Annotated in this window: 18 protein-coding genes; 16 read left to right on the plus strand and 2 right to left on the minus strand. The window is 62.0% G+C overall.

The window, feature by feature from the left end:
• The first annotated feature begins 73 nt into the window (after nucleotides 1-73).
• Together HJC04_RS02605 and HJC04_RS02610 are read left to right on the plus strand one after the other, a co-directional pair.
• Complete coding sequence (locus HJC04_RS02605) at nucleotides 74-1036, plus strand: substrate-binding domain-containing protein (RefSeq protein WP_259666712.1); 963 nt, start codon at nucleotides 74-76, stop codon at nucleotides 1034-1036.
• Between the two features lie 407 nt (nucleotides 1037-1443).
• The gene (locus tag HJC04_RS02610) at nucleotides 1444-1590 is read left to right on the plus strand and encodes a hypothetical protein (protein ID WP_221123240.1); all 147 of its coding nucleotides are present in this window, start codon (nucleotides 1444-1446) and stop codon (nucleotides 1588-1590) included.
• Nucleotides 1591-1609: 19 nt separating this feature from the next.
• On the opposite strand, the gene HJC04_RS02615 is transcribed toward HJC04_RS02610, so the two are convergent.
• Both HJC04_RS02615 and HJC04_RS02620 read right to left on the minus strand, forming a co-directional pair.
• A complete protein-coding gene (locus tag HJC04_RS02615; protein ID WP_221123241.1) occupies nucleotides 1610-4585 on the minus strand; it encodes a Tn3 family transposase in 2976 nt (991 codons plus the stop codon).
• Nucleotides 4586-5160: 575 nt separating this feature from the next.
• A complete protein-coding gene (locus HJC04_RS02620; RefSeq protein WP_221123242.1) occupies nucleotides 5161-5865 on the minus strand; it encodes a transcriptional regulator NanR in 705 nt (234 codons plus the stop codon).
• 140 nt (nucleotides 5866-6005) lie between these two features.
• Between HJC04_RS02620 and oiaX the strand changes: the two genes are divergently transcribed.
• The 14 genes from oiaX (at nucleotide 6006) to HJC04_RS02690 (ending at nucleotide 21053) form a co-directional block, all read left to right on the plus strand.
• Nucleotides 6006-7301, plus strand: a complete 1296-nt coding sequence (oiaX, locus tag HJC04_RS02625) for a 3-oxo-isoapionate-4-phosphate decarboxylase OiaX (protein WP_259668778.1) — start codon at nucleotides 6006-6008, stop codon at nucleotides 7299-7301.
• A gap of 5 nt (nucleotides 7302-7306) precedes the next feature.
• Complete coding sequence (locus HJC04_RS02630) at nucleotides 7307-8644, plus strand: four-carbon acid sugar kinase family protein (RefSeq protein ID WP_221123243.1); 1338 nt, start codon at nucleotides 7307-7309, stop codon at nucleotides 8642-8644.
• Between the two features lies 1 nt (nucleotide 8645).
• Nucleotides 8646-9449, plus strand: a complete 804-nt coding sequence (locus HJC04_RS02635; protein WP_221123244.1) for a triose-phosphate isomerase — start codon at nucleotides 8646-8648, stop codon at nucleotides 9447-9449.
• Entirely contained in the window at nucleotides 9446-9892 is a 447-nt protein-coding gene (locus HJC04_RS02640; RefSeq protein WP_097600144.1) for an RpiB/LacA/LacB family sugar-phosphate isomerase, read from the plus strand. The genes HJC04_RS02635 and HJC04_RS02640 overlap by 4 nt, the downstream gene beginning before the upstream one ends.
• Before the next feature lie 78 nt (nucleotides 9893-9970).
• Complete coding sequence (locus tag HJC04_RS02645; protein WP_221123245.1) at nucleotides 9971-10798, plus strand: phosphogluconate dehydrogenase C-terminal domain-containing protein; 828 nt, start codon at nucleotides 9971-9973, stop codon at nucleotides 10796-10798.
• A 76-nt stretch (nucleotides 10799-10874) separates the two neighbouring features.
• Nucleotides 10875-11816 (plus strand): D-ribose ABC transporter substrate-binding protein, encoded by a 942-nt coding sequence (locus tag HJC04_RS02650; protein ID WP_221123246.1) that lies wholly within the window; start codon nucleotides 10875-10877, stop codon nucleotides 11814-11816.
• A gap of 74 nt (nucleotides 11817-11890) precedes the next feature.
• Nucleotides 11891-12535 carry a DUF2291 family protein gene (locus HJC04_RS02655; RefSeq protein WP_221144632.1) on the plus strand — a complete coding sequence of 215 codons (645 nt, stop codon included), beginning with the start codon at nucleotides 11891-11893 and terminating at the stop codon, nucleotides 12533-12535.
• Nucleotides 12532-14082, plus strand: a complete 1551-nt coding sequence (locus HJC04_RS02660) for a sugar ABC transporter ATP-binding protein (protein WP_221123248.1) — start codon at nucleotides 12532-12534, stop codon at nucleotides 14080-14082. The genes HJC04_RS02655 and HJC04_RS02660 overlap by 4 nt, the downstream gene beginning before the upstream one ends.
• The gene (locus HJC04_RS02665; protein WP_085861797.1) at nucleotides 14079-15140 is read left to right on the plus strand and encodes an ABC transporter permease; all 1062 of its coding nucleotides are present in this window, start codon (nucleotides 14079-14081) and stop codon (nucleotides 15138-15140) included. Before HJC04_RS02660 ends, HJC04_RS02665 begins: the two co-directional genes overlap by 4 nt.
• A gap of 1 nt (nucleotide 15141) precedes the next feature.
• Nucleotides 15142-16176 carry a Gfo/Idh/MocA family protein gene (locus HJC04_RS02670; protein WP_221123249.1) on the plus strand — a complete coding sequence of 345 codons (1035 nt, stop codon included), beginning with the start codon at nucleotides 15142-15144 and terminating at the stop codon, nucleotides 16174-16176.
• Complete coding sequence (locus HJC04_RS02675) at nucleotides 16173-18020, plus strand: hypothetical protein (RefSeq protein WP_221123250.1); 1848 nt, start codon at nucleotides 16173-16175, stop codon at nucleotides 18018-18020. The genes HJC04_RS02670 and HJC04_RS02675 overlap by 4 nt, the downstream gene beginning before the upstream one ends.
• A 55-nt stretch (nucleotides 18021-18075) precedes the next feature.
• On the plus strand, nucleotides 18076-19080 hold the full coding sequence (locus HJC04_RS02680) for a dihydroxyacetone kinase subunit DhaK (RefSeq protein ID WP_221123251.1): 1005 nt from the start codon (nucleotides 18076-18078) through the stop codon (nucleotides 19078-19080).
• A 3-nt stretch (nucleotides 19081-19083) separates the two neighbouring features.
• Nucleotides 19084-19728: a dihydroxyacetone kinase subunit DhaL gene (gene dhaL / locus HJC04_RS02685; RefSeq protein WP_221123252.1), complete on the plus strand. Its 645-nt coding sequence runs from the start codon at nucleotides 19084-19086 to the stop codon at nucleotides 19726-19728.
• A 71-nt stretch (nucleotides 19729-19799) separates the two neighbouring features.
• On the plus strand, nucleotides 19800-21053 hold the full coding sequence (locus HJC04_RS02690) for an extracellular solute-binding protein (protein ID WP_221123253.1): 1254 nt from the start codon (nucleotides 19800-19802) through the stop codon (nucleotides 21051-21053).
• Nucleotides 21054-21106 lie beyond the last annotated feature (53 nt).

Raw genomic sequence — 21106 nt, forward strand, 5'->3', positions numbered from 1 at the left:
CCTTCAATCTGATATCGGAGGCGAGCGCCTGTCCAGACGCTCCGAATCATGTCAAATGGAGGAGACGCATATTATGATTTCGAAGAAACGGGGAACCCTTCTTGCGATTTCCGCAGCGCTCGGTGCTTGCTTTGCGACCACCGCTGCTGCCGGGGAAAAGTACACAATCGGCTATTCGCAGTTCTGGGGCACTATCCCTTTCTCCCAAACCCAGGTTGCAGGCGCTCGGAAAGCGGCCGCTGAGTGGAAAGAAAAGGGTGCCGATATCGAGCTTATCGTCACGAATGGCGGTAACACGGACACGACCAAGCAGGTCGGCGATGTTGAAGACCTGTACACACAGGGTGTGAATGGTCTTCTTATATTTCCCGGTGACAGCGTCGTCCTCGCTGAGCCTATCAAAAACGTTTTCAACGCCAACAACATACCCGTGGTCGTGACGGACATCGGACTGCAGTCGGGTTCGTGGGATTCGTTCATCATCACCGACAATGTGGCAGGCGGAAAGATAGCTGCCGAGCTTATGGCCAAGAACGTGAAACCCGGGAGCAAGGTTATCGTCTTTGACTTTGGCCCCGCCAACGACAACGTCCAGGCCCGCGTTCGCGGCTTTGAAACAGAAGCGAAAGCAAGGGGGCTGAGTGTCCTGCCGCGCAAGGTAATTAAGCTGAGCCTCGAGGAAGGTCGGCGGGCCATGGAAGACACGTTGGTGGAAACACCGGATATCGCAGGTGTTTTTTTCGAGAACGAAGTTGTCGCGCAGGGCGCTGCAGCTACCCTTGAGGCGGCCCAGCGAAACGACGTGAAGATCGTGACCTTCGACCTCAGCTCGCAGGCCTATGATCTCGTCAAGGAGGGTAAGATACTCGGCGTCGTGGTCCAAGACCCCTACAAAATGGGTTATGTCGGCATGAATGCGATGATGACTAAGCTAACCGGCGGAGTTCCGGAAAAGCGCATCGAACTCGAAACGAAACTGCTCACAAAGGAAAACGTCCTGGAATTTGCTCAAGACCCTCAGGTAACCGGCAAATAAGCATTAACACATTAACGGAAGGGAGGAGTGGGATACAGCCCTCCTCCCTTTAGATGGTGGCTATTCAAATCCAATTGGCAGCCTGTTGCGGCCGGCCCACCTGGGCGACGCGCCGGTCTATGTCGGCTCGGTTGGGACGGGGCTTCAAAGAGAATGATGCGACCAAACTCCGCCGGATGCTGGACACGCTGAAGACCAGCGTGCTCCGGTTAAAGTCGGAACGGCTGCGCTTCCCCAACCGCCTGTTACGGTTGCAAGGTGAGCACAATTCGGTTGCGTCGTTGACATTGAGGATGATGCCTGTCATCTTGGCATTTAAGATGATGACAATCATCCTCTTTGTTATCGACCATATTCTCTGCGCACACGTCCCGTGCCCAGTTCCCTAAAGCGAAGGAATCTTTCGGATGAGTGCTCCACTAACCCAGTTCACGATCAACGAGGCAGCGCCGGGATACTGGCGGGTGACCTTCAACAATCCGCCGCTGAGCTTTTGCGATCCAGAGACCCTCATCGAGGGGGCAGAACAAGAGCAGTCCGAAATCGTACGCTAAGGGCGAACGGAATGAGAACTTATGCGACCCACCGCAGCCCGGCTGGCAGACGGAGCGATCGAAATCCGTTCGGCATCTGATGTTCGGCATCCCAAGTGTAGATGCCGGTAAGGTTGATATGCTCCCAACTGAGCGGCGAGATATGCTTCGATAGAGTATCAGGAATATCTCGACCCGCTCGCTTCAGCTGTGTGATTGCACGGTCGAGATAGACAGTATTCCAATGGACGATCGCACTGACGACGAGGTTGAGACCCGAGGCGCGGAACGCCTGGCTTTCGAACGACCGATCACGGATCTCGCCTCGCTCGTGGAAGAAAACAGCACGTTTCAGCTTATGGGCGGCCTCGCCCTTGTTGAGACCGGCTTGGCATCTCCGCCGTAGTGCCGGGCTTGAGTACCATTCGATCATGAAGAGCGACCTTTCGATACGCCCGAGTTCGCGGAGCGCCCTCGCGAGATGGCTTTGCTTCGGAGATGCGGACAGTTTCTTGAGGATCGTAGACGGCACCACGGACCGCGTCGTGATCGACGCGGCGAGATGGAGCAGATCGTCCCAATGATCGAGGATCAGAGTGGTGTTGATCTGCGCCCCGATATGGTTCGACAGGGTCGGATATGCATCGCTCTTCTCGAACGTGTGGAACTTCCGGTCTTTGAGATTGCGCAGTCGCGGTGAGAACCGCTTTCCGATCAAGGCAAACAGCCCGAAGATATGATCACTCGCCCCGCCTGTCTCGGTAAAGTGTTCATGGATGTCGAGGACCGTGTCTTGATCGAAGAGCCCATCGAGCACATAGGCCGCCTCGCTCTCGGTCGGACTGATGGGCAAAATGCTGAAGTAGCCGTACTGATCAGACAGATGGCTATAGAATTTCGAACCGGGCTCGCTGCCGTAATGCAAATTGATGTCGCCGCGCTTCGCGGCTCGGTCGCTCGCACGGAAGAATTGGCCATCGGACGATGACGTTGTGCCATTGCCCCACAGGCGGGAATGCGGATGGCGGGTGTGGGCATCGGTGATGCACGCTTGTGCCGCGCGGTAGGTCTCCGATCGAGCATGGAATGTGCGCATCCACCCAATCTGGTGAGCGCTGATCCCCTTGGATGCGCCCGCCATTCGCTTGGGGCCGAGGTTAGTCGCATCGGCCAGTACACCAGCGAGCATGGCAGAGACATTTTTCGGGACGTCGCCGGTGCGAACATGCGTGAAGTGATCCGCAAAGCCGGTCCATTCATGCACTTCCCTTAACAAGTCGGGAACCTCGACCAACGGATACATGTCGCTGATCTCGGCATTCAGTTCCTCGGCTGCCACGGGGACTTCGCCGACGGTTGGTGTGACGATCAACGTTCCGGCCTCAAGACGAACTCCTTCGAGCTTTCCGGATCGTGCTCTGTACGCGAGACGCTGCAGGTTGAAGTCGAGCATCTGATGCGCTTCGGCAAGCCACTGCGCGCCGTCGCCCTGGACCCCCAAACCGAGACGATCTTCTTCCTTCATCGTGATGAATGTCGACCTCGGCATCAGATGCTCGTCAATCGGCCGGAAAGATCGGCTGCCGTCGACCCAAATGTCCGCAGATCTAAGCCGGTCTCGCAAAACCGCTAGCGTGGCGATCTCGTAGAGACGGCGATCGGGTTTCCCCTGTTCGAAGATATGCCGCCGATCAGTTTGGCTAAGGTGGGTGAGCGGCACGCGATCCGGGAGTGTCCGCCGCTTCTCGGCATAAAGCCTTTTCAGCAGCGCGATTGCTGCGAGAAGCGGGTCGTGGCGATGCGCCGAGCGGAACGTGAAGGCCTGAAGGAACGCACCAATGTATTTGTGGACGGTCGCATATTGCTCGGCTGCCACGGTCAACGGCGGTGCCTCGTTGTCGTCGACCATCAATTCAAGCTCAGGCTTCATCCGAAGCAGCCGGTCCCAGCCGACTCTTTGGTCGAGAATATCCAATGCGTTCCGACCATAGTCGTTGGCGGACTGCAGGGCGGTGATCGTATCTAGAAACATGCGCAGCGCTTTGGCGGTATTCGCTCTGCAGTCCATCTGTCGCTGCTTCTTTCGATTGTTGGCTTGCGAGAACAACTTGCCCATCAGCTTGATGAACATCGTCACCGCATCGTCCGTGAGCTTCTGGCAAAGCTTGATGACTTGAGCCACGATCAGAGCGTGGCGACGGCTGGCGTTGAAGTCGCTGGCAAGCCAGGCCGGCGTTGCGTTGCCCTCCCGTATCATCTGGTCCCACCGTCCAGATGATACGCGCGCCTGCAGTTCCGGATCGATCTCCAGCCGCCGCAGAAAAGCTATCCGCTCGGTCAGCCCGACGAGGTTCGACGCAGCCGGCGCTTCTGGCGCGGAACGCAGCCAATGAAAGCGCGTCTGGCCGATCGACGGGTCAACCTCTAAGAGCCTATCCAGTGATTGAAGCCTATCGAGTGGGATGTCTTCAATCAGAGTTCTTTCTGCCCGGCGCCGGGCTATGGCACGGCCGGCAAGGCCGATGCGTTCGATCGTGTCGATCGCCGGCAAAAGAGCTCCGCGTTCGCGAAACGTTGCGACAAGCGAACTGGCTATCGCAGCACCGTCGTCGGACATGGTCGCCGCTTGAATTGCCGCCAATAGCGCGGCGCGGCGATCTTGCACCGTCGCGCTTCTCGTATCCAGATAGACCATTAGTCGCGCCGTGTGATCCCGACGGGTTTCTTCGCGGCGTGCATAGAGGGCAAATTCGTCTGGGGTGGCGCCGATCTGATCAGCAACATACTTCAGCATGGCGCGAGGCGGAGTTTCTTCTGCTCCAAGCACTCGACCCGGGTATCGCATCAGACATAGCTGGATGGCAAAGCCGAGCCGATTGTGATTACGTCTCCGCAGTTCGATCTCCAGGCGATCCGCTAATGACAACGAATAGTGGCGAATTAAGCTGTCCTCGTCGACTGGGATATCGACAAGCTTCCGGCGATCTTGATCTTTGAGAAGCTTGCGCTTTGCCATCGCCCGACTCCATTCATGACCAATCTGCGTGAAGCGTTGTCGAGTCGGGCCGGACAGAGAAATCAAAACTGGCGCATGTCGATGGCAATCCACAGAGATCGGATGTTGCAGATCCGAACTACGACATCGTTCCTGTTCCGTTCGGCCTTAGCGTACGATTTCGGACTGCTCTTGTTCTGACCCCCATATCGAGGAATCGCGGAAGATCACTTTCAACAACTTCTTTCCGACCGCCAAACACCCAATCGGTTCGCGGTGATCAATGTAACTTGGGGGAACGAGTCTGCCGCACGCGATGCTGCTTTCAGATAACGGCGACACGCTGGAAAAATCTAACGTCTTGAAGGGATGTGAACCGGCGGCGCCTTAACTCAGATAAGCTAAGTGCCTGATAAACCAAAATTGACGGCATAACAGTGACCCGGAGAGGCGAGCGATTGCACTCCCTTCGCAACAATCTCTTCCCCGAACGTCGACCAGTAGACCTCCTAGCAACTCAAACGAAAGTGAAGACCTTACCTTTTCCAAAAACAAGCAGTCGCGCCACACGTCTGCACTCACGCATCCACAAATCCTCACTTTACGTAGAGAGCGCGCGAGCGTTCGAGGTGCTTGAGGATCGCGGTTTCCGAACCGTCGATGTCATTGGCCCCCAAGCAATCCACGATTTCCTCGTGTTCAGCCAAGGTGAACTTTTCCTTGCCGGTCCAGATCAGCATTTCTGTGTGATATTCCTTCAGCCAGGCGAGCATCGCCTCGCTGACGGCGACATAGATCGGGTTGCCGGAGATCTGGGCGATGCGGGTGTGGAATTCCATGTCGGCATTGATGAATTCTTCAGCCCGGCCGAGCGAGGCGCGCTGGCGCTCGATAATGGCCCTGAGTTCGCTGATGTCGTTTGCCGAGGCGCGGTGCGCTGCCTCGCGGGCCATGCCGCGCTCGAAGAAGATGCGGGCGCTCTTCAGATGCTCCAGCGAGTCGGCCGATTGCGACAGCATGATCTTGGCGGTGAGATCGACCTGGCGGAAGATCGACTTTGCCGTCAGCCTCAGGACCTTCGCCCGTTCGCCGTGCGAGATGCTGACGAGGCCCTTGTTGGCGAGCGACTGCATGGCCTCGCGGATCGCCGGCCGGCCGACGCCGAAGCGTTCCATCAGCACCCGCTCGGAGGGCATCTCGTCGCCGGGCTGAAGCTCGCCCGAGGTGATCATTCGCTCAAGTCGATCAAACACTTCGTCGGAGAGTTTCCGGCGGACGATTTGTTCGATGGGCTGGGTCATGAGATCTCGCTGGCTCAAAATGTTTCCTCCTAACAGTTTTCGGCGCCGAGAACAAAGCTCGCGGCCGAAAATTTGCACAGCCGAAGATTCCGCTTTTCATCAGTTGGAATACTCATTATACCAGATCATGAGTTGACGCCATGACAATCTCCATGGCGAGAGGAGCAACCGGCCGTTTCATGATGATAACCCTGACCTACCGCATCGAAACGCCCGGCAGCGTCGAGGCGATGGCGGACAAGATCGCAAGCGACCAGTCGACCGGCACTTTCGTGCCGGTTCCCGGCGAAACCGAAGAGCTGAAATCGCGCGTCGCCGCCCGCGTGCTGGCCATCCGCCCGCTCGAAGAGGCGCGTCATCCGACCTGGCCGGAGGCCGCTCCCGGCACGCGGCTCCACCGTGCCGATGTCGACATCGCCTTTCCGCTGGAGGCGATCGGCACCGATCTTTCGGCGCTGATGACCATCGCGATCGGCGGCGTCTATTCGATCAAGGGCATGACCGGCATCCGCATCGTCGACATGAAGCTGCCGGAGGCCTTCAAGAGCGCCCATCCCGGCCCGCAATTCGGCATTCCCGGAAGCCGGCGGCTGACCGGCGTCGAAGGCCGGCCGATCATCGGCACGATCGTCAAGCCGGCGCTTGGGCTTCGGCCGCACGAGACGGCGGAGCTTGTCGGCGAGCTGATCCAGTCGGGAGTCGACTTCATCAAGGATGACGAGAAGCTGATGAGCCCGGCCTATTCGCCGCTCAAGGAGCGCGTCGCGGCGATCATGCCGCGCATTCTCGATCACGAGCAGAAGACCGGCAAGAAGGTGATGTATGCCTTCGGCATCTCGCATGCCGATCCGGACGAGATGATGCGCAACCACGACATCGTCGCTGCCGCCGGCGGCAACTGCGCCGTCGTCAACATCAATTCGATCGGCTTCGGCGGCATGAGCTTCCTGCGCAAGCGCTCCAGCCTGGTGCTGCACGCCCATCGCAACGGCTGGGACGTGCTGACGCGCGATCCCGGCGCCGGGATGGATTTCAAGGTCTATCAGCAGTTCTGGCGGCTGCTCGGCGTCGACCAGTTCCAGATCAACGGCATCAGGGTCAAATATTGGGAGCCTGACGACAGCTTCGTCTCATCCTTCAAGGCCGTCAGCGCGCCGCTCTTCGGTGACGCCGATCGGCCGCTTCCGGTCGCCGGCTCCGGCCAGTGGGGCGGACAGGCGCCGGAAACTTATCAGCGTACCGGCCGCACTGTCGATCTCCTCTATCTCTGCGGCGGCGGCATCGTCAGTCATCCGGGCGGCCCGGCCGCCGGCGTGCGCGCCGTACAGCAGGCCTGGCAGGCGGCGGTCGCCGACATTCCGCTCGAGGCCTATGCGAAAGATCATCCGGAACTCGCCGCCTCGATCGCAAAATTCGGCGACGGCAAGGGCGCGTGACCGTCATGGATCAACTTCTCGTCAGCTATTACGGGGATGATTTTACCGGCTCGACCGATGTCATGGAGGCGCTCGCTTCACGCGGCGTCGAGACCGTGCTCTTCCTCGGCCTTCCCACGCCGGAGCAGCTCGCACGTTTCAAGCACTGCCGCGCGATCGGTATTGCCGGAACGAGCCGCAGCGAGACGCCGGCCTGGATGGAGCAGCATCTTGCGCCCGCCTTCGACTGGCTGCGCTCGCTCGGCGCCGCCATCTGCCATTACAAGGTCTGCTCGACTTTCGATTCCAGTTCCGGCATCGGCAATATCGGCAAGGCGATCGAGATCGGAAGCAAGACCTTCGGGCAAGCGATCGTGCCCGTCATCGTCGGTGCACCGCAGCTAAAGCGCTATACGGCTTTCGGCAATCTCTTCGCCGCCTACCAGGGCCGCGTCTTCCGCATCGACCGTCATCCCGTCATGAGCCGCCATCCCGTCACCCCGATGGACGAGGCGGATCTCGCGCTGCATCTGTCGAAGCAGACCGCCCTTCAGGTGCTGCTCGCCGATCTCGTTGCGATAACCGCTGAGGACGCCGATCAACGCATCGACGCGCTGGTGGCGAGCCCGGAAGGGATCCTGCTCATAGACGTTGACTCGGAGACGACGCAGGCCGCGGCGGGCCGGCAGCTGCTGCGCCTCTCCGCCCGCTCCGGAAGCTTCGTCGCGGGCTCGTCCGGAGTCGAGTACGCCCTCCTTGAAGCCTGGCGGCGGGCCGGCGTAATTGGCGAAAACAGCGCCGAATTCCCCGATATCGGCCCGGTCGACCGTCTCGCCGTCGTCTCGGGCAGCGTTTCGCCGACCACCGAGCGGCAGATCCGCGCCGCCGTCGAGAGCGGTTTCGAGGCTATCGCGCTCGATCCGCTCGCACTGGTTTCGGAGAATGGCGAAGCCGCGGTGGCAGCGGCGGTGCAGGCCGGCATCGGCAAGCTCAGGGAAGGCAGGAGCGTCATTCTCTATACCGCACTCGGGCCATCCGCCGACCGCGGCGCCGATATCGACCGGCTGCCGGGCGCGCGTCATCGCCTCGGGAGCGCGCTCGGCTCAATCCTGAGGCGGCTGATCGAGCAGGAAGGGCTTTCGCGCGCGGTCGTCGCCGGCGGCGATACGTCGAGCCACGCGCTGCGGCAATTGAAGATCGACGCGCTGACGACGCTGCTGCCGCTTCCCCAGACGCCGGGGTCGCCCCTTTGCCTCGCCCATGGCGACTACCCTGCGACCAACGGTCTGCAGATCGCGCTCAAGGGCGGCCAGGTCGGCACCGACGGCTATTTCGCGCAGATCCGCCAGGGAAGGAAGAACTGAGATGGTCGTCTGGGTCGGCACCAGCTTCAAGATGAACAAGACGCTGGAGGAAGCGCTCGCCTTCGCGCGCCGCCTCGCTTATGCGGACCGCGACCGCGATCCCCGCGTGCAGCGCTTCGTCATTCCCGCCTTCACTGCGGTGCGCGAGGTCAAGCGCGTGCTTGCCGAAACCTCGGTGAAGGTCGGCGCCCAGAACATGCATTGGGAGGATGCCGGCGCCTGGACCGGCGAGATTTCGCCGCTCATGCTGAAGGATTGCCGGCTCGATCTCGTCGAGCTCGGCCATTCCGAACGGCGCGAGCATTTCGGCGAGACCGACGAAACCGTCGGCCTCAAGGTTTCGGCCGCGATCCGCCATGGCCTGACGCCGCTCATCTGCATCGGCGAGACCTTGCAGGAGCGCCAGGCGGGCCAAGCCGACGCCGTGCTGCGGCGGCAGGTCGAGGCGGCCTTGAGGGGCGTCGATACCGAGGCAGACGAGGCTCCGATCCTGCTCGCCTACGAGCCCGTCTGGGCGATCGGCGTCAACGGTATTCCTGCCACTGCCGATTACGCGTCGGAGCGGCACGGCAGGATCGCCGAGGTGGCGAAAGCCATTCTCGGCCGCGCCGTGCCTGTTCTTTACGGCGGCAGCGTCAATCCCGGCAATTGCGAAGAGCTGATCGGCCAGCCGCATATCGACGGCCTGTTCATCGGCCGCTCCGCCTGGTCCGTCGAAGGCTATCTCGACATCCTCTGCCGCGTCAGCGCGGCGATCGACCGCTCATCTCCACGCCAGACGGCGAGTGAAAGGAAAATGCCATGAAGATCGCAATCGGCGCCGACAGCGCCGGCAAACCGCTCCTGGATGTCATTGCCGCCCATCTCGCCGGCAAGGCGGATCTCGAAGTTCATGATCTCAGCCAGTCCGGCTTCTATGCCGATCTTTCGCAGCGCCTGGCGCAGACGATCGTCGACGGCGAACATGAGCGCGGCATCCTCTTCTGCGGCACCGGCATCGGCGTGTGCATTTCCGCAAACAAGGTGCCCGGCATTCGCGCCGCGCTGACCCACGACACCTATTCCGCCGAGCGGGCGGCGAAATCGAACAACGCCCAGATCATCACGATGGGCGCGCGCGTCATCGGGCCGGAACTGGCGAAATCGATCGTCGACGTCTGGCTTGCCTCCGAATTCGACCCCGACGGCCCTTCGGCCGGCAATGTCCAGGCGATCGACCGGCTCGATGCGGAAAAACATGCGCCTTGAACATCTAAGTAATGATATGGTGATTGACTCATCATACCAGTATATGATCCTATCCAGAACTGAAAAGGTGAGGAAAACATGACCAAGATTGCTCTCTTCGGCGCCGGCGGCAAAATGGGATACCGGCTTGCCAAGAATCTCAAGGGCTCGCGCTTCCAAGTGCGCCATGTCGAGGTGAGCGACGTCGGCAAGGCCCGCCTGAAGAACGATCTCGGCCTCGATTGCGTGCCGGTCGATGCCGCCCTCGACGGCGCCGACGTGGTCATCCTCGCCGTGCCGGATACTGCGATCGGCAAGGTCGCGGCCGGCATCGTCGACAAGCTTGAGCCCGGCACCATGGTCGTGGCGCTCGACGCCGCGGCACCCTTTGCCGGCCACCTGCCGAAGCGTGACGACCTCACCTATTTCGTCACCCACCCTTGCCATCCGCCGATCTTCAACGACGAGACGGATATGCAGGCCAAGAAGGATCATTTCGGCGGCCTCTTCGCCAAGCAGCACATCGTCTCGGCGCTGATGCAAGGCCCCGACAGCGCCTACGCGCTCGGCGAGGAAATCGCCAGGATCATCTGGGCGCCGGTCATGCGCTCGCACCGCGTCACGGTCGAGCAGCTCGCCATGCTGGAACCCGGCCTTTCGGAAACCGTCTGCGCATCGCTTCTCGTCATCATGCGCCAGGCCATGGACGAATGCGTGGCGCGCGGCGTGCCGGAACAGGCCGCCCGCGACTTCCTGCTCGGCCACATGAACGTGCTCGGCGCGGTCATCTTCAAGGAAGTCGACGGCGTCTTCTCGGATGCCTGCAACAAGGCGATCGAGTTCGGCATCCCGGCGCTGATGCGCGACGACTGGAAGAAAGTATTCGAACCGCAGGAGATCGCCGAAAGCATCCGGCGCATCACCTGAACCGGCCCGGGGAGGCAAGCCCTCCCCTTTAACCGCTCCGAGGAGACGGGGCTTCATTCACGACAGGGAGGAAAGAATGAAACTGACGCGCAGACTGACACTTGCAGCTTTTGCCGGCGCATTGGCGCTCGGAACGTCCATGCCGGCCTTTGCGGCCGATCTCATTGCCATCATCACCCCGGCGCATGACAACCCCTTCTTCAAGGCCGAAGCCGTCGGCGCCGAAGCCAAGGCGAAGGAACTCGGCTACGAGACCCTCGTCATGACCCATGACGACGACGCAAACAAGCAGTCGGAAATGATCGACACGGCGATCGGGCGCGGCGCCAAGGCGATCATCCTCGACAATGCCGGCGCGGACGCCTCCGTCGCCGCCGTCAAGAAGGCCAAGGATGCCGGCATCCCCTCCTTCCTGATCGACCGCGAAATCAACGCGACCGGCGTTGCCGTCGCCCAGATCGTCTCGAACAACTATCAGGGCGCGCAGCTCGGGGCGCAGGAATTCGTCAAGCTGATGGGCGAGAAGGGCAATTATGTCGAGCTCGTCGGCAAGGAGTCCGACACCAATGCCGGCATCCGCTCGCAGGGCTATCATGACGTCATCGACGATTACCCGGAGCTGAAGTCGGTCGCCAAGCAGTCGGCCAACTGGAGCCAGACGGAAGCCTATTCGAAGATGGAGACCATCCTTCAGGCAAATCCTGACATCAAGGGCGTCATCTCGGGCAACGACACCATGGCCATGGGCGCGATCGCCGCCCTTCAGGCGGCCGGCCGCAAGGACGTAATCGTCGTCGGCTTCGACGGCTCCAACGATGTGCGCGACTCCATCAAGTCCGGCGGCATCAAGGCGACCGTCCTGCAGCCCGCCTACGCCCAGGCGCAGCTCGCGGTGGAACAGGCCGACGCCTACATCAAGAACAAGACGGCGCCGAAGGAAGAGAAGCAGCTGATGGACTGCGTTCTCATCAACGCCGACAATGCCGGCAAGCTTGAGACCTTCGCCCTGACGAACTGATCAGCCGCGATTGGCAGAGGGTGCGCCAGCCGCGCCCTCTGCATCCGATTTGCAAGACCTCGAGGTTCACCCGGATGCTGAGAATGAAGGGCGCTCTGCTCGCTGCCGTCGTGGCGGCGGCCTTGCCCGGTTGCAAGATCATCAAGACGCCGACTGCGGAGGAGAAGGCGGCGGCAGCGGCCAAGACCGCTTTCGACCCGAATGCGAAGGTCGAGGCGATCTGGCAGCCTCAGGTCGTGCCTTATTTCGAAAAGCGCGCCGGCGAGCTGAAGGATGTCATGCAGCTCGTTGCCACGAGCCCCGATGCCGCGGGTGAAAAATACGGCAATCCCCGCAAGCAGAGCAGTTCGCCCTGGACCTATGCGGTGAAGATCACCGGCAAGGTCGTGGCCGCCGATACGGCCTCGCGCGCGGCAACGCTCGACGTCGACGCCGACGGCGACGGCAAGGCCGATGCGAAGGTACAGATCGGGCCGGCGCTGCGCGGCACTGCGCTGCGCGACACGCTGGATTTCATCAATTTCAACGAGTTCAAGAACCAGATCGAATGGGCGCAGTTCGGCAAGGCCTTCAACGAGAAGGCCAATACCGCCGTTCTCTCCGCCGTCCCGCGCGACGGCCTGACCGGCAAGACGGTCACCGTCATCGGCGCCTTCCCGCTGCCGAAAAGCGGCGAGCTTCCGCTGGTCACGCCTTCGGAACTGACGGTGGGCTCATGACGGCGCAAGAGGTTCATCAGGACGACATCATTCTGCGCCTCGACGACGTGTCGAAGGTCTATTCCGGCATCGTCGCCGTCAAGCGCGCCAATCTGGAGCTGCGCCGCGGCGCGGTGAATGTGCTCGTCGGCGAAAACGGCGCCGGCAAGTCGACGCTGATGAAGATTATTGCCGGCGTCGAGCGCCCCACGCTCGGCCGCATCATCCTCGACGGCGAACCCGTCTCCTTCGACAGCCCGGCCCAGGCGCAGGCCCACGGCATCGGCATGATCTTCCAGGAGCTCAATCTCTTCGCCAACATGTCGGTCGCCGAGAACATATTCGCCCGGCGCGAGATCACCCGCGGCCTGCTCGGCATTGACCACAAGGCGCAGGTCGAGAAGGCCAACGAATTCCTGCGCCGCCTCGATGCCGGCATCGAGGCGGATGCCATGGTCGAGGACCTGCCGATCGGCCAGCAGCAGCTCGTCGAGATCGCCAAGGCGATGTCGCTCAATGCCCGCATCCTGATCATGGACGAGCCGACATCGGCGCTTTCGGCGGCCGAAGTCGAAATCCTGTTCAAGGTGATCGCCGAGCTGAAGGCTCAAGGGGTCGCGATCGTCTATATCTCGCACCGGCTGGAAGAGCTGATGCGGATCGGCGATTACATCACCGTGCTGCGCGACGGCCAGATCACCGGCCAGGCGATGGTGCGCGACATCGACACGCGCTGGATCGTGCGTTCCATGATCGGCTCGGACGCCAAGGATTTCGCCAGATCCGTCGCCCATTCCGTCGGTGAGGAAGTCTTCCGCGCCGAAAACATCAGCCTTCCCCGACCGACGGGCGGGCTTGCGGTCAACGATGTCTCGCTGTCGGTCAAATCGGGCGAGATCCTCGGCATCTACGGCCTCATGGGCGCCGGGCGCAGCGAATTCTTCGAATGCGTGATCGGCCGCCATATGCACTCGACCGGCAGGGTCTTCATCGACGGCAAGGAAGTGCGCGCCCGCGATACGACGCGGCGCATCCGCCGCGGCCTTGCCCTCATTCCGGAAGACCGGCAGCGCGAGGGTCTGGTGCAGGTGCTCTCCATCGCCTCCAACCTGACGCTCGCGAGCCTCTCCCGCTTCACCCGGCTGTTCCACATCGATAGCGGTGCGGAGAAGAATGCCGTGCAGGAGGCGATCCGCGATCTCTCGATCAAGGCGCCGAACCCGGATTTCGAAGTCACCTCGATGTCCGGCGGCAATCAGCAGAAGGTCGTCATCGGTAAGGCGCTGATGACCAATCCGAAGGTGCTGCTGATGGACGAGCCGAGCCGCGGCATCGATGTCGGCGCCAAGGCCGACGTCTTCCGCACCATGCGCCGGCTGGCGGCGAACGGGCTCGCAATATTGTTTTCAACCTCCGACCTCGAAGAGGTCATGGCGCTTTCCGATCGCATCGCGGTCTTGAGCAACGGCCAGCTCGTCGCCGTCTTCGACACGAGCGAGGCGACGGAAGAGGCCATCATCGCGGCTTCGGCCAAGGGACACGGACATCAAGGGAAACTCGCGTCATGATGGCGGCAACCTCCACTCTTGCGCCGAAGGGCGCCAACGGCTCGGCGCTTCTGACGCTGATGAAGCTCAGGACCTTCATCGCGCTTTTCGCCGTCATCATCTTCTTTGCGATCTTCGCGCCGAACTTCACCTCGACCGCGAACATGATCCTGATGTCGAAACATGTGGCGCTGAATGCCTTCCTGGCGATGGGCATGACCTTCGTCATCATCACCGGCGGCATCGACCTCTCGGTCGGATCGATCGTCGGCCTGTGCGGCATGGTCGCCGGCGGGCTGATCCTCTATGGTATCGAACTGCCGATCGGCTACACCATCTATTTCAACCTCTTCGAGATCGTGCTGATCACGCTGTCGATCGGCCTCGTCATCGGCCTGATCAACGGCCTGTTGATCACCAAGCTCAACGTCGCGCCCTTCATCGCCACGCTCGGCACGCTCTATATCGCCCGCGGCCTGGCGCTGCTGTCGTCCGATGGTCAGACCTTTCCGAACCTCGTCGGCCGGCCGGAATATGCCACGACCGGCTTCGATTTCTTCGGCGCGGGACGCATCCTCGGCCTGCCGGTGTCGATCTGGATTCTGATCGTGCTGGCGCTTGCGGCAGCCTATGTCGCCCGCTCGACGCCGATCGGCCGGCATATCTTCGCCGTCGGCGGCAATGAGCGGGCGGCGCGCATGTCCGGCATCCGCGTCGATGTGGTGAAAATCTTCGTCTACATGTTCTCCGGCCTTTGCGCGGCGATCGTCGGCGTCGTCATCTCTTCCGAGCTGATGGCCGCCCATCCGGCGACCGGCGAAAGCTTCGAGCTCAATGCGATCGCCGCAGCCGTACTCGGCGGCACCTCGATGTCGGGCGGCCGCGGCACGATCGGCGGCACGATCATCGGCGCCTTCGTCATCGGGATTCTCTCCGACGGGCTCGTCATGATGGGCGTCTCCTCCTTCTGGCAGATGGTCATCAAGGGCCTCGTCATCATCATCGCCGTGGTCGTCGACCAGGCGCAGCGGCGCCTGCAGCAGCGCGTCACCCTCATGCAGATGGCAAAGGCAGGCTGACATGTCCGAATTGAAAGGTGCCCTGATCGGCTGCGGCTTCTTCGCGATCAACCAGATGCACGCCTGGAACGATGTCGAAGGCGCCAGCATCGTTGCGATCTGCGACCGCGATCCGGAAAGGCTCAAGATCGTCGGCGACCAGTTCGGCGTCGAGCGCCGCTACGGCGATGCCGAGGCGATGTTTGCCGATGGCGGCTTCGATTTCGTCGATATCGCCACAACAGTCCAGAGCCACCGCGCCCTGGTCGAGATGGCCGCCCGCAACAAAGTGCCGGCCATCTGCCAGAAGCCCTTCGCCAAGACATTGTCGGATGCGAAGGCGATGGTCGAGGCCTGCAGCAAGGCCGGCGTCGCCCTAATGGTGCACGAGAATTTTCGCTGGCAGACGCCGATCCAGGCGGTGCGCAAGGCGCTCGATGCCGGCGCCATCGGCACGCCCTTCTGGGGCCGCTTCTCCTTCCGCTCGGGCTACGACGTCTTCTCCGGCCAGCCCTATCTGGCGGAAGGCGAGCGCTTCATCATCGAGGATCTCGGCATCCACACGCTCGATATCGCCCGCTACATCCTCGGCGATGTCGGCTCGCTCACCGCCCGGACCAAGCGGGTCAATCCCAGGATCAAGGGCGAGGACGTTGCGACCATTCTGCTCGATCATGAAAACGGCGCGACATCGGTGGTCGACGTCAGCTACGCCACCAAGCTCTCGAAGGAGCCGTTCCCCGAGACGCTGATCGAGCTCGACGGCTCCGATGGCACGATCCGCCTGACCCAGGGCTACGGCCTCGAAATCGCCAATGCCAGGGGCACCACCACGATGGACGTCTCGCCGAAGCTGCTGCCCTGGGCCTCGCGCCCCTGGCACAATATCCAGGAGAGCGTCTATGCGATTGAGCAGCATTGGGTCGATCAGCTCAGGCACGGGGCGGAGCACTCGACCTCCGGCGCCGACAATCTGAAGACCTTCGCCCTCGTAGAGGCGGCTTATGACAGCGCCGCTCAGGGGAAGACGATCGATGTCGGAGCGATGCTGCGATGACGCCCGATGCCTTCCAGCTTTACGGCACCCGGGCTCAGGAGAAGCCGCCGGTTCGCCTGACGGCCGGAAAACTGACGGCCGATCTCGCCGACGGCAACCTCCGCTCGATCCGCTACGACGGGACCGAGGTGCTGCGGGCGATTTCTTATCTCGTCCGCGACCGGGACTGGGGCACTCACAGCCCCGAAATCACAGATCTCAGGATCGAGCAGGGCGACGATCGTTTCGAAGTCTCCTACAAGGCCTGTTGCGCGGGACCCGGTGAGACCAAGCTCGTCATCGACGTCCGCATCAAGGGAGTTCAGGACCGGCTCGACTTCGAAGCGGAGGCCATATCCGAGACCGGCTTCGAGACCAATCGCTGCGGCTTCTGCATCCTGCATCCGATCGTCGGCCTCGCCGGTTCGCCGGCGGCGGTCGAACACGTCGACGGCCGGCTCGCGGCGACGCGGTTCCCCGACATCATCGAGCCCTGGCAACCCTTCAAGGACATGCGCGCCATCACCCATCAGGTCATGCCTGGGGTTGCGGCGGAATGCCGGATGGAAGGCGACACCTTTGAGATGGAGGATCAGAGGAACTGGTCCGATGCCTCCTACAAGACCTATGTCCGGCCGCTCGCCCTGCCCTGGCCCTATCAGATTCCCGCCGGCCAATCCGTCCGGCAGAAAACCTCGCTCATCATCAGGGACACCGGCCGTTCCGGGCGACGCTCTGCGGCGGTGACGCCGGGCGGAGCGATCCGCCTCGAACTGGGAACTCGGACCGGCGCCATGCCCCATATCGGCGTGATCGTGACGCCCGAGGAGGCCGATGCGACGCTTTCGGCACTGTCCCTGCTGGCGGAGATCGCGCCGCGCGAGTTTCTCTTCCATTTCGATCCGAATGCGCGGCACGGCGTCGAAGCGCTGAAGAATTTTGCCGCGATCGCTGCCGCCCATCGCGGCCGCTCGACGCTGGAGATCGCCCTTCCCTGCAAATCGTCGCCGGCGAGCGAGGCGGCCGAGATTGCCCGCCACATGCAGAGCGCGGGCCTCCGGCCGGATGCGATTCTGATCTCACCTTCCGTCGACCGGCAATCGACGCCGCCCGGCAGCCAATGGCCGGACTGCCCTCCCCTCGAAGAGGTCTATGCCGCGGCGCGCGCCGCCTTTCCCGGCATTCGCATCGGCGGCGGTATGCTGAGTTATTTCACCGAACTCAATCGGAAACGCGTGCCGGCAGGCGAGATCGATTTCGTCAGCCACTGCACCAATCCGATCGTGCATGCGGCCGACGATCTCAGCGTCATGCAGACATTGGAAGCGCTGCCCTTCATCACCCGATCCGTCCGGGCCATCTATGGCGACAAGCCCTACCGGATCGGCCCGTCCACCATTCCGATGCGGCAGAATCCGTATGGCAGCCGTACGATGGACAATCCTTCCGGCGGCCGCATTCCCATGGCCAACCGCGATCCGCGCCACAATGGCCGCTTTGCCGAGGCCTTCGCGCTCGGCTACGCCATCCGCGTGCTGGACGCCGGTCTCGAATGCCTGACGCTCTCGGCCTTGACCGGCCCGTTCGGCCTGATCGCCGGCCCCGGCGAGCCGACCGAGCAAGGCGGGCGGCGGCCGCTCTTCAACACCGTGCGCATTTTGTCTGGCTTATCGGGCGCATCCTGGCAGGAATGCATCTCCTCCTCGCCTTCCGAGGTCCTGTCCTTCGTTGCGCGGGACGCCGCAGGCGCCAGGCTTCACATCGTCAATCTGACGGGTGAAGAGCGGAGGGTCGATGGCGGCGCATTGGGCAAGGAAGTGCTGCTCGCGCCCTGCGCCACCATGGTCTTGCCGCTGCCGGATTGACCTCCGGCGCGTCCGCCGCATCTACGCAGTCGGAGCTCGTTCTGGGAGGATCCGCATGAAGACGAAGAAGCTTATCAATGCAGGCGCGGATGCCGTCGACGAGATGCTGCTGGGCGTTCTCGCGGCGCATCCCGAGCACCTCTATGCGGTCGAAGGCATGCCGCGCGCCATCATTGCCAGAAACGGGCCGCGCAAAGGCAAGGTCGGTCTGGTCATCGGCGGCGGCTCCGGCCACGAGCCGACCTTTCTCGGCTATGTCGGCAAGGGGCTCGCCGATGCGGCCGCAATCGGCAATGTCTTCGCCTCGCCGCCGCCCGATCCGATCATGGCCTGCGCGAGGGCGGTCGACGGCGGCGCCGGCGTGCTGTTCATGTACGGCAATTATGCCGGCGACGTCATGAACTTCGATATGGCCGCCGAGATGATGGCGCTCGACGATATCGAGGTGCGCACCGTGCTTTCGACCGACGATGTGGCCTCTGCCCCTTCCAATCAGAGGGAGAAGCGGCGCGGCGTGGCCGGCAATGTCTTCATCTTCAAGGCCGCAGGCGCTGCCTGCGATCTTCTCTATTCCTTCGACGACGTCGAGCGCGCCGCCCGCCACGCCAATGCGCGAACCTATACGATGGGTGTTGCGCTCTCCCCCTGCTCGCTGCCCCAGACATTGAAACCGAACTTCCAGATCGGCGAGGACGAAATGGAGATCGGCATGGGCATCCATGGCGAGCCGGGCACGGCCCGCGGTCCGCTGAAATCAGCCGACTCCGTGACCGACGAGCTCATGGACAATCTTCTGAAGGAGATGAAGGCGGAGCGAGGCGATCGCGTCGCGGTGCTCGTCAATTCGCTCGGCTCGACGCCGATGATGGAGCTCTACATCATGATGCGGCGCGTCAAGGCGCGGCTCGATGCGGCCGGGCTCATCATCCATACGTCGCTCGTCGGCAATTACTGCACATCGCTCGAAATGGCCGGCGCCTCGATCACGCTGGTGCATCTCGACGACGAGCTTCGGCGGCTGATCGACCATCCCTGCGATTGCGCCATCTTCAGGAGGTGATCGATGGCAATCACCACCAAAGACCTGCAGCGCCTGTTCGTCCTGATCGCCGAGGATATTGCGGCGCATCGCGACCATCTCTGCGAGCTGGACGGCGCCATCGGCGACGGTGATCACGGCCTTGCCATGGATGCCGGCTGCGAGGCGGCCGCGAAAGCCGTCGGCGCGCTCGACCCGGCGCAGACTGTGCCGACAGCCGACTTCAATGCCGCGGCAAAGGCATTCCTGAACGCGGTCGGTGCATCGTCTGGCCCACTCTATGCAACGGCCTTCATGCGCGCCGGAGCCGCCGTCAAGGACCGGCCGGAACTCAGCGACGAGGATTTCGTGCATGCATTTGCGGCGATGGCTGAGGGCATCCGGGATCGCGGCAAGGCGGAACCGGGCGAAAAAACCATGGTCGATGCCTGGAAGCCCGCGGCCGACGCGGCGTCTGATGCCTGGGCAGCGGGAGCCTCCCTCCTCCAATGCTTCGATCTGGCAGAGCGAGCTGCGCGCCAGGGCTGCGAAGCGACGAGGGATATGGTGGCCGCCAAGGGCCGCGCGTCGCGGCTGGGGGATCGCGTGATCGGGCACATCGATCCCGGAGCGGCATCGGCCGCCATCTTTATCGCCGCGATTGCAAAATTCGTCCAGCATGATGGTTAGCTCATCATACCAGTTGACATGTAAATGATTACCTGCGACAAGGGGGCCGGCTTTACAAGAGGAGGACGGTAATGCTGACCCTTTCCGCGAAATTGAAGACTGCGAGCATCGTCGCGATCGCCATGGCGTCTTTCGCCGCGACGCCGGTTCTTGCCGAAGACATCACGCTCTGGACCCTCAACTTCGACAACAATGCCGCCAATACGGCCTTGAAGAAGGTGGCGTCGGATTTCGAAGCGGCCAACCCCGGAACGCATGTCGAGATCGTTCAGCGCGCCGTCGACGAACACAAGACGGCGCTGCGCGTCGCTGCCGGCTCCGACAAGGGCCCCGACATTTACTTCAGCTGGGCGGGCCTCGGCCTCGGCGGCGAATATGTGAAGGCCGGCCTCTCCCTGCCGCTCGACAAATATTACACCGAATATAAGTGGAGCGACGAACTGCTGCCCTCGGCTGCGGCCTTCGCCGATCTCTATCCCGGCGGCAAGCACGGTGTTCCTTTCACCTTCAAGGGCGAAGCGGTCTACTACAGCAAGAAGCTTTTCGAACAGGCCGGCATCACCGAAGAGCCGAAGACCTATGAAGAGCTTCTCGCCGCGGCCGAGAAGCTGAAGGCCGCCGGCATCCCCGCCTTTACCTTCGGCGGCACGGTCAACTGGCACGTCATGCGCCTGATGGACGTCATCCTCGAAACCAAGTGCGGCGCCGAAAAGCACGACGCGCTGAAGGCGATGACGCTCGACTGGACCAAGGAGCCGTGCGCGACGGATTCCTTCGCCGAATTCGCCAAGTGGACGAAGGACTATACGCTGCAGCCCTTCATGGGCATCGACAACAAGCAGTCCTACAGCCTGTTCACCGCCGGCCGGGCGGCGATGATGCTCGAAGGCGACTGGCTGGTCAGCCAGCTCAACGGCTCGGGCGCCAATCTCGACGATTACGGCATCTTCCCCTTCCCCACCAATACCGAGCGCCTCTACGGCTTCGCCGAGTACAATTACATCAGTACCAAGAGCAAGAATCCCGACATCGCCGCGAAATTCCTCGACTACTTCCTGTCGACGAAGGTGCAGCAGGATCTGCTCGGCCAGCTGAGCTCGACCTCGGTCAATAAGAACGTCCAATATGCCAATCAGAAGCCGCTCGAGGCGGAATGGCTGGGCATCTTCCAGAAATACGGCAAGGTCTACATGAACGGCGACCAGGCCTTCCCGCTCGATGTGACGACGGAATATTTCCGCGTCATCAATGACGTCGCCTCCGGCAATACCGAGCCGGCCGAGGCGGCCAAGCAACTGCAGAGCTTCATCGCCGGCAGAAGCTGATTCCTCCCAAGGCGCCAGTCGGTCAAGTGTCGATCGGCTGGCGCATTCTTTCA

Origin of the sequence: Rhizobium sp. NLR8a (genome assembly GCF_019685235.1) — a bacterium.
Lineage (GTDB): Bacteria > Pseudomonadota > Alphaproteobacteria > Rhizobiales > Rhizobiaceae > Rhizobium.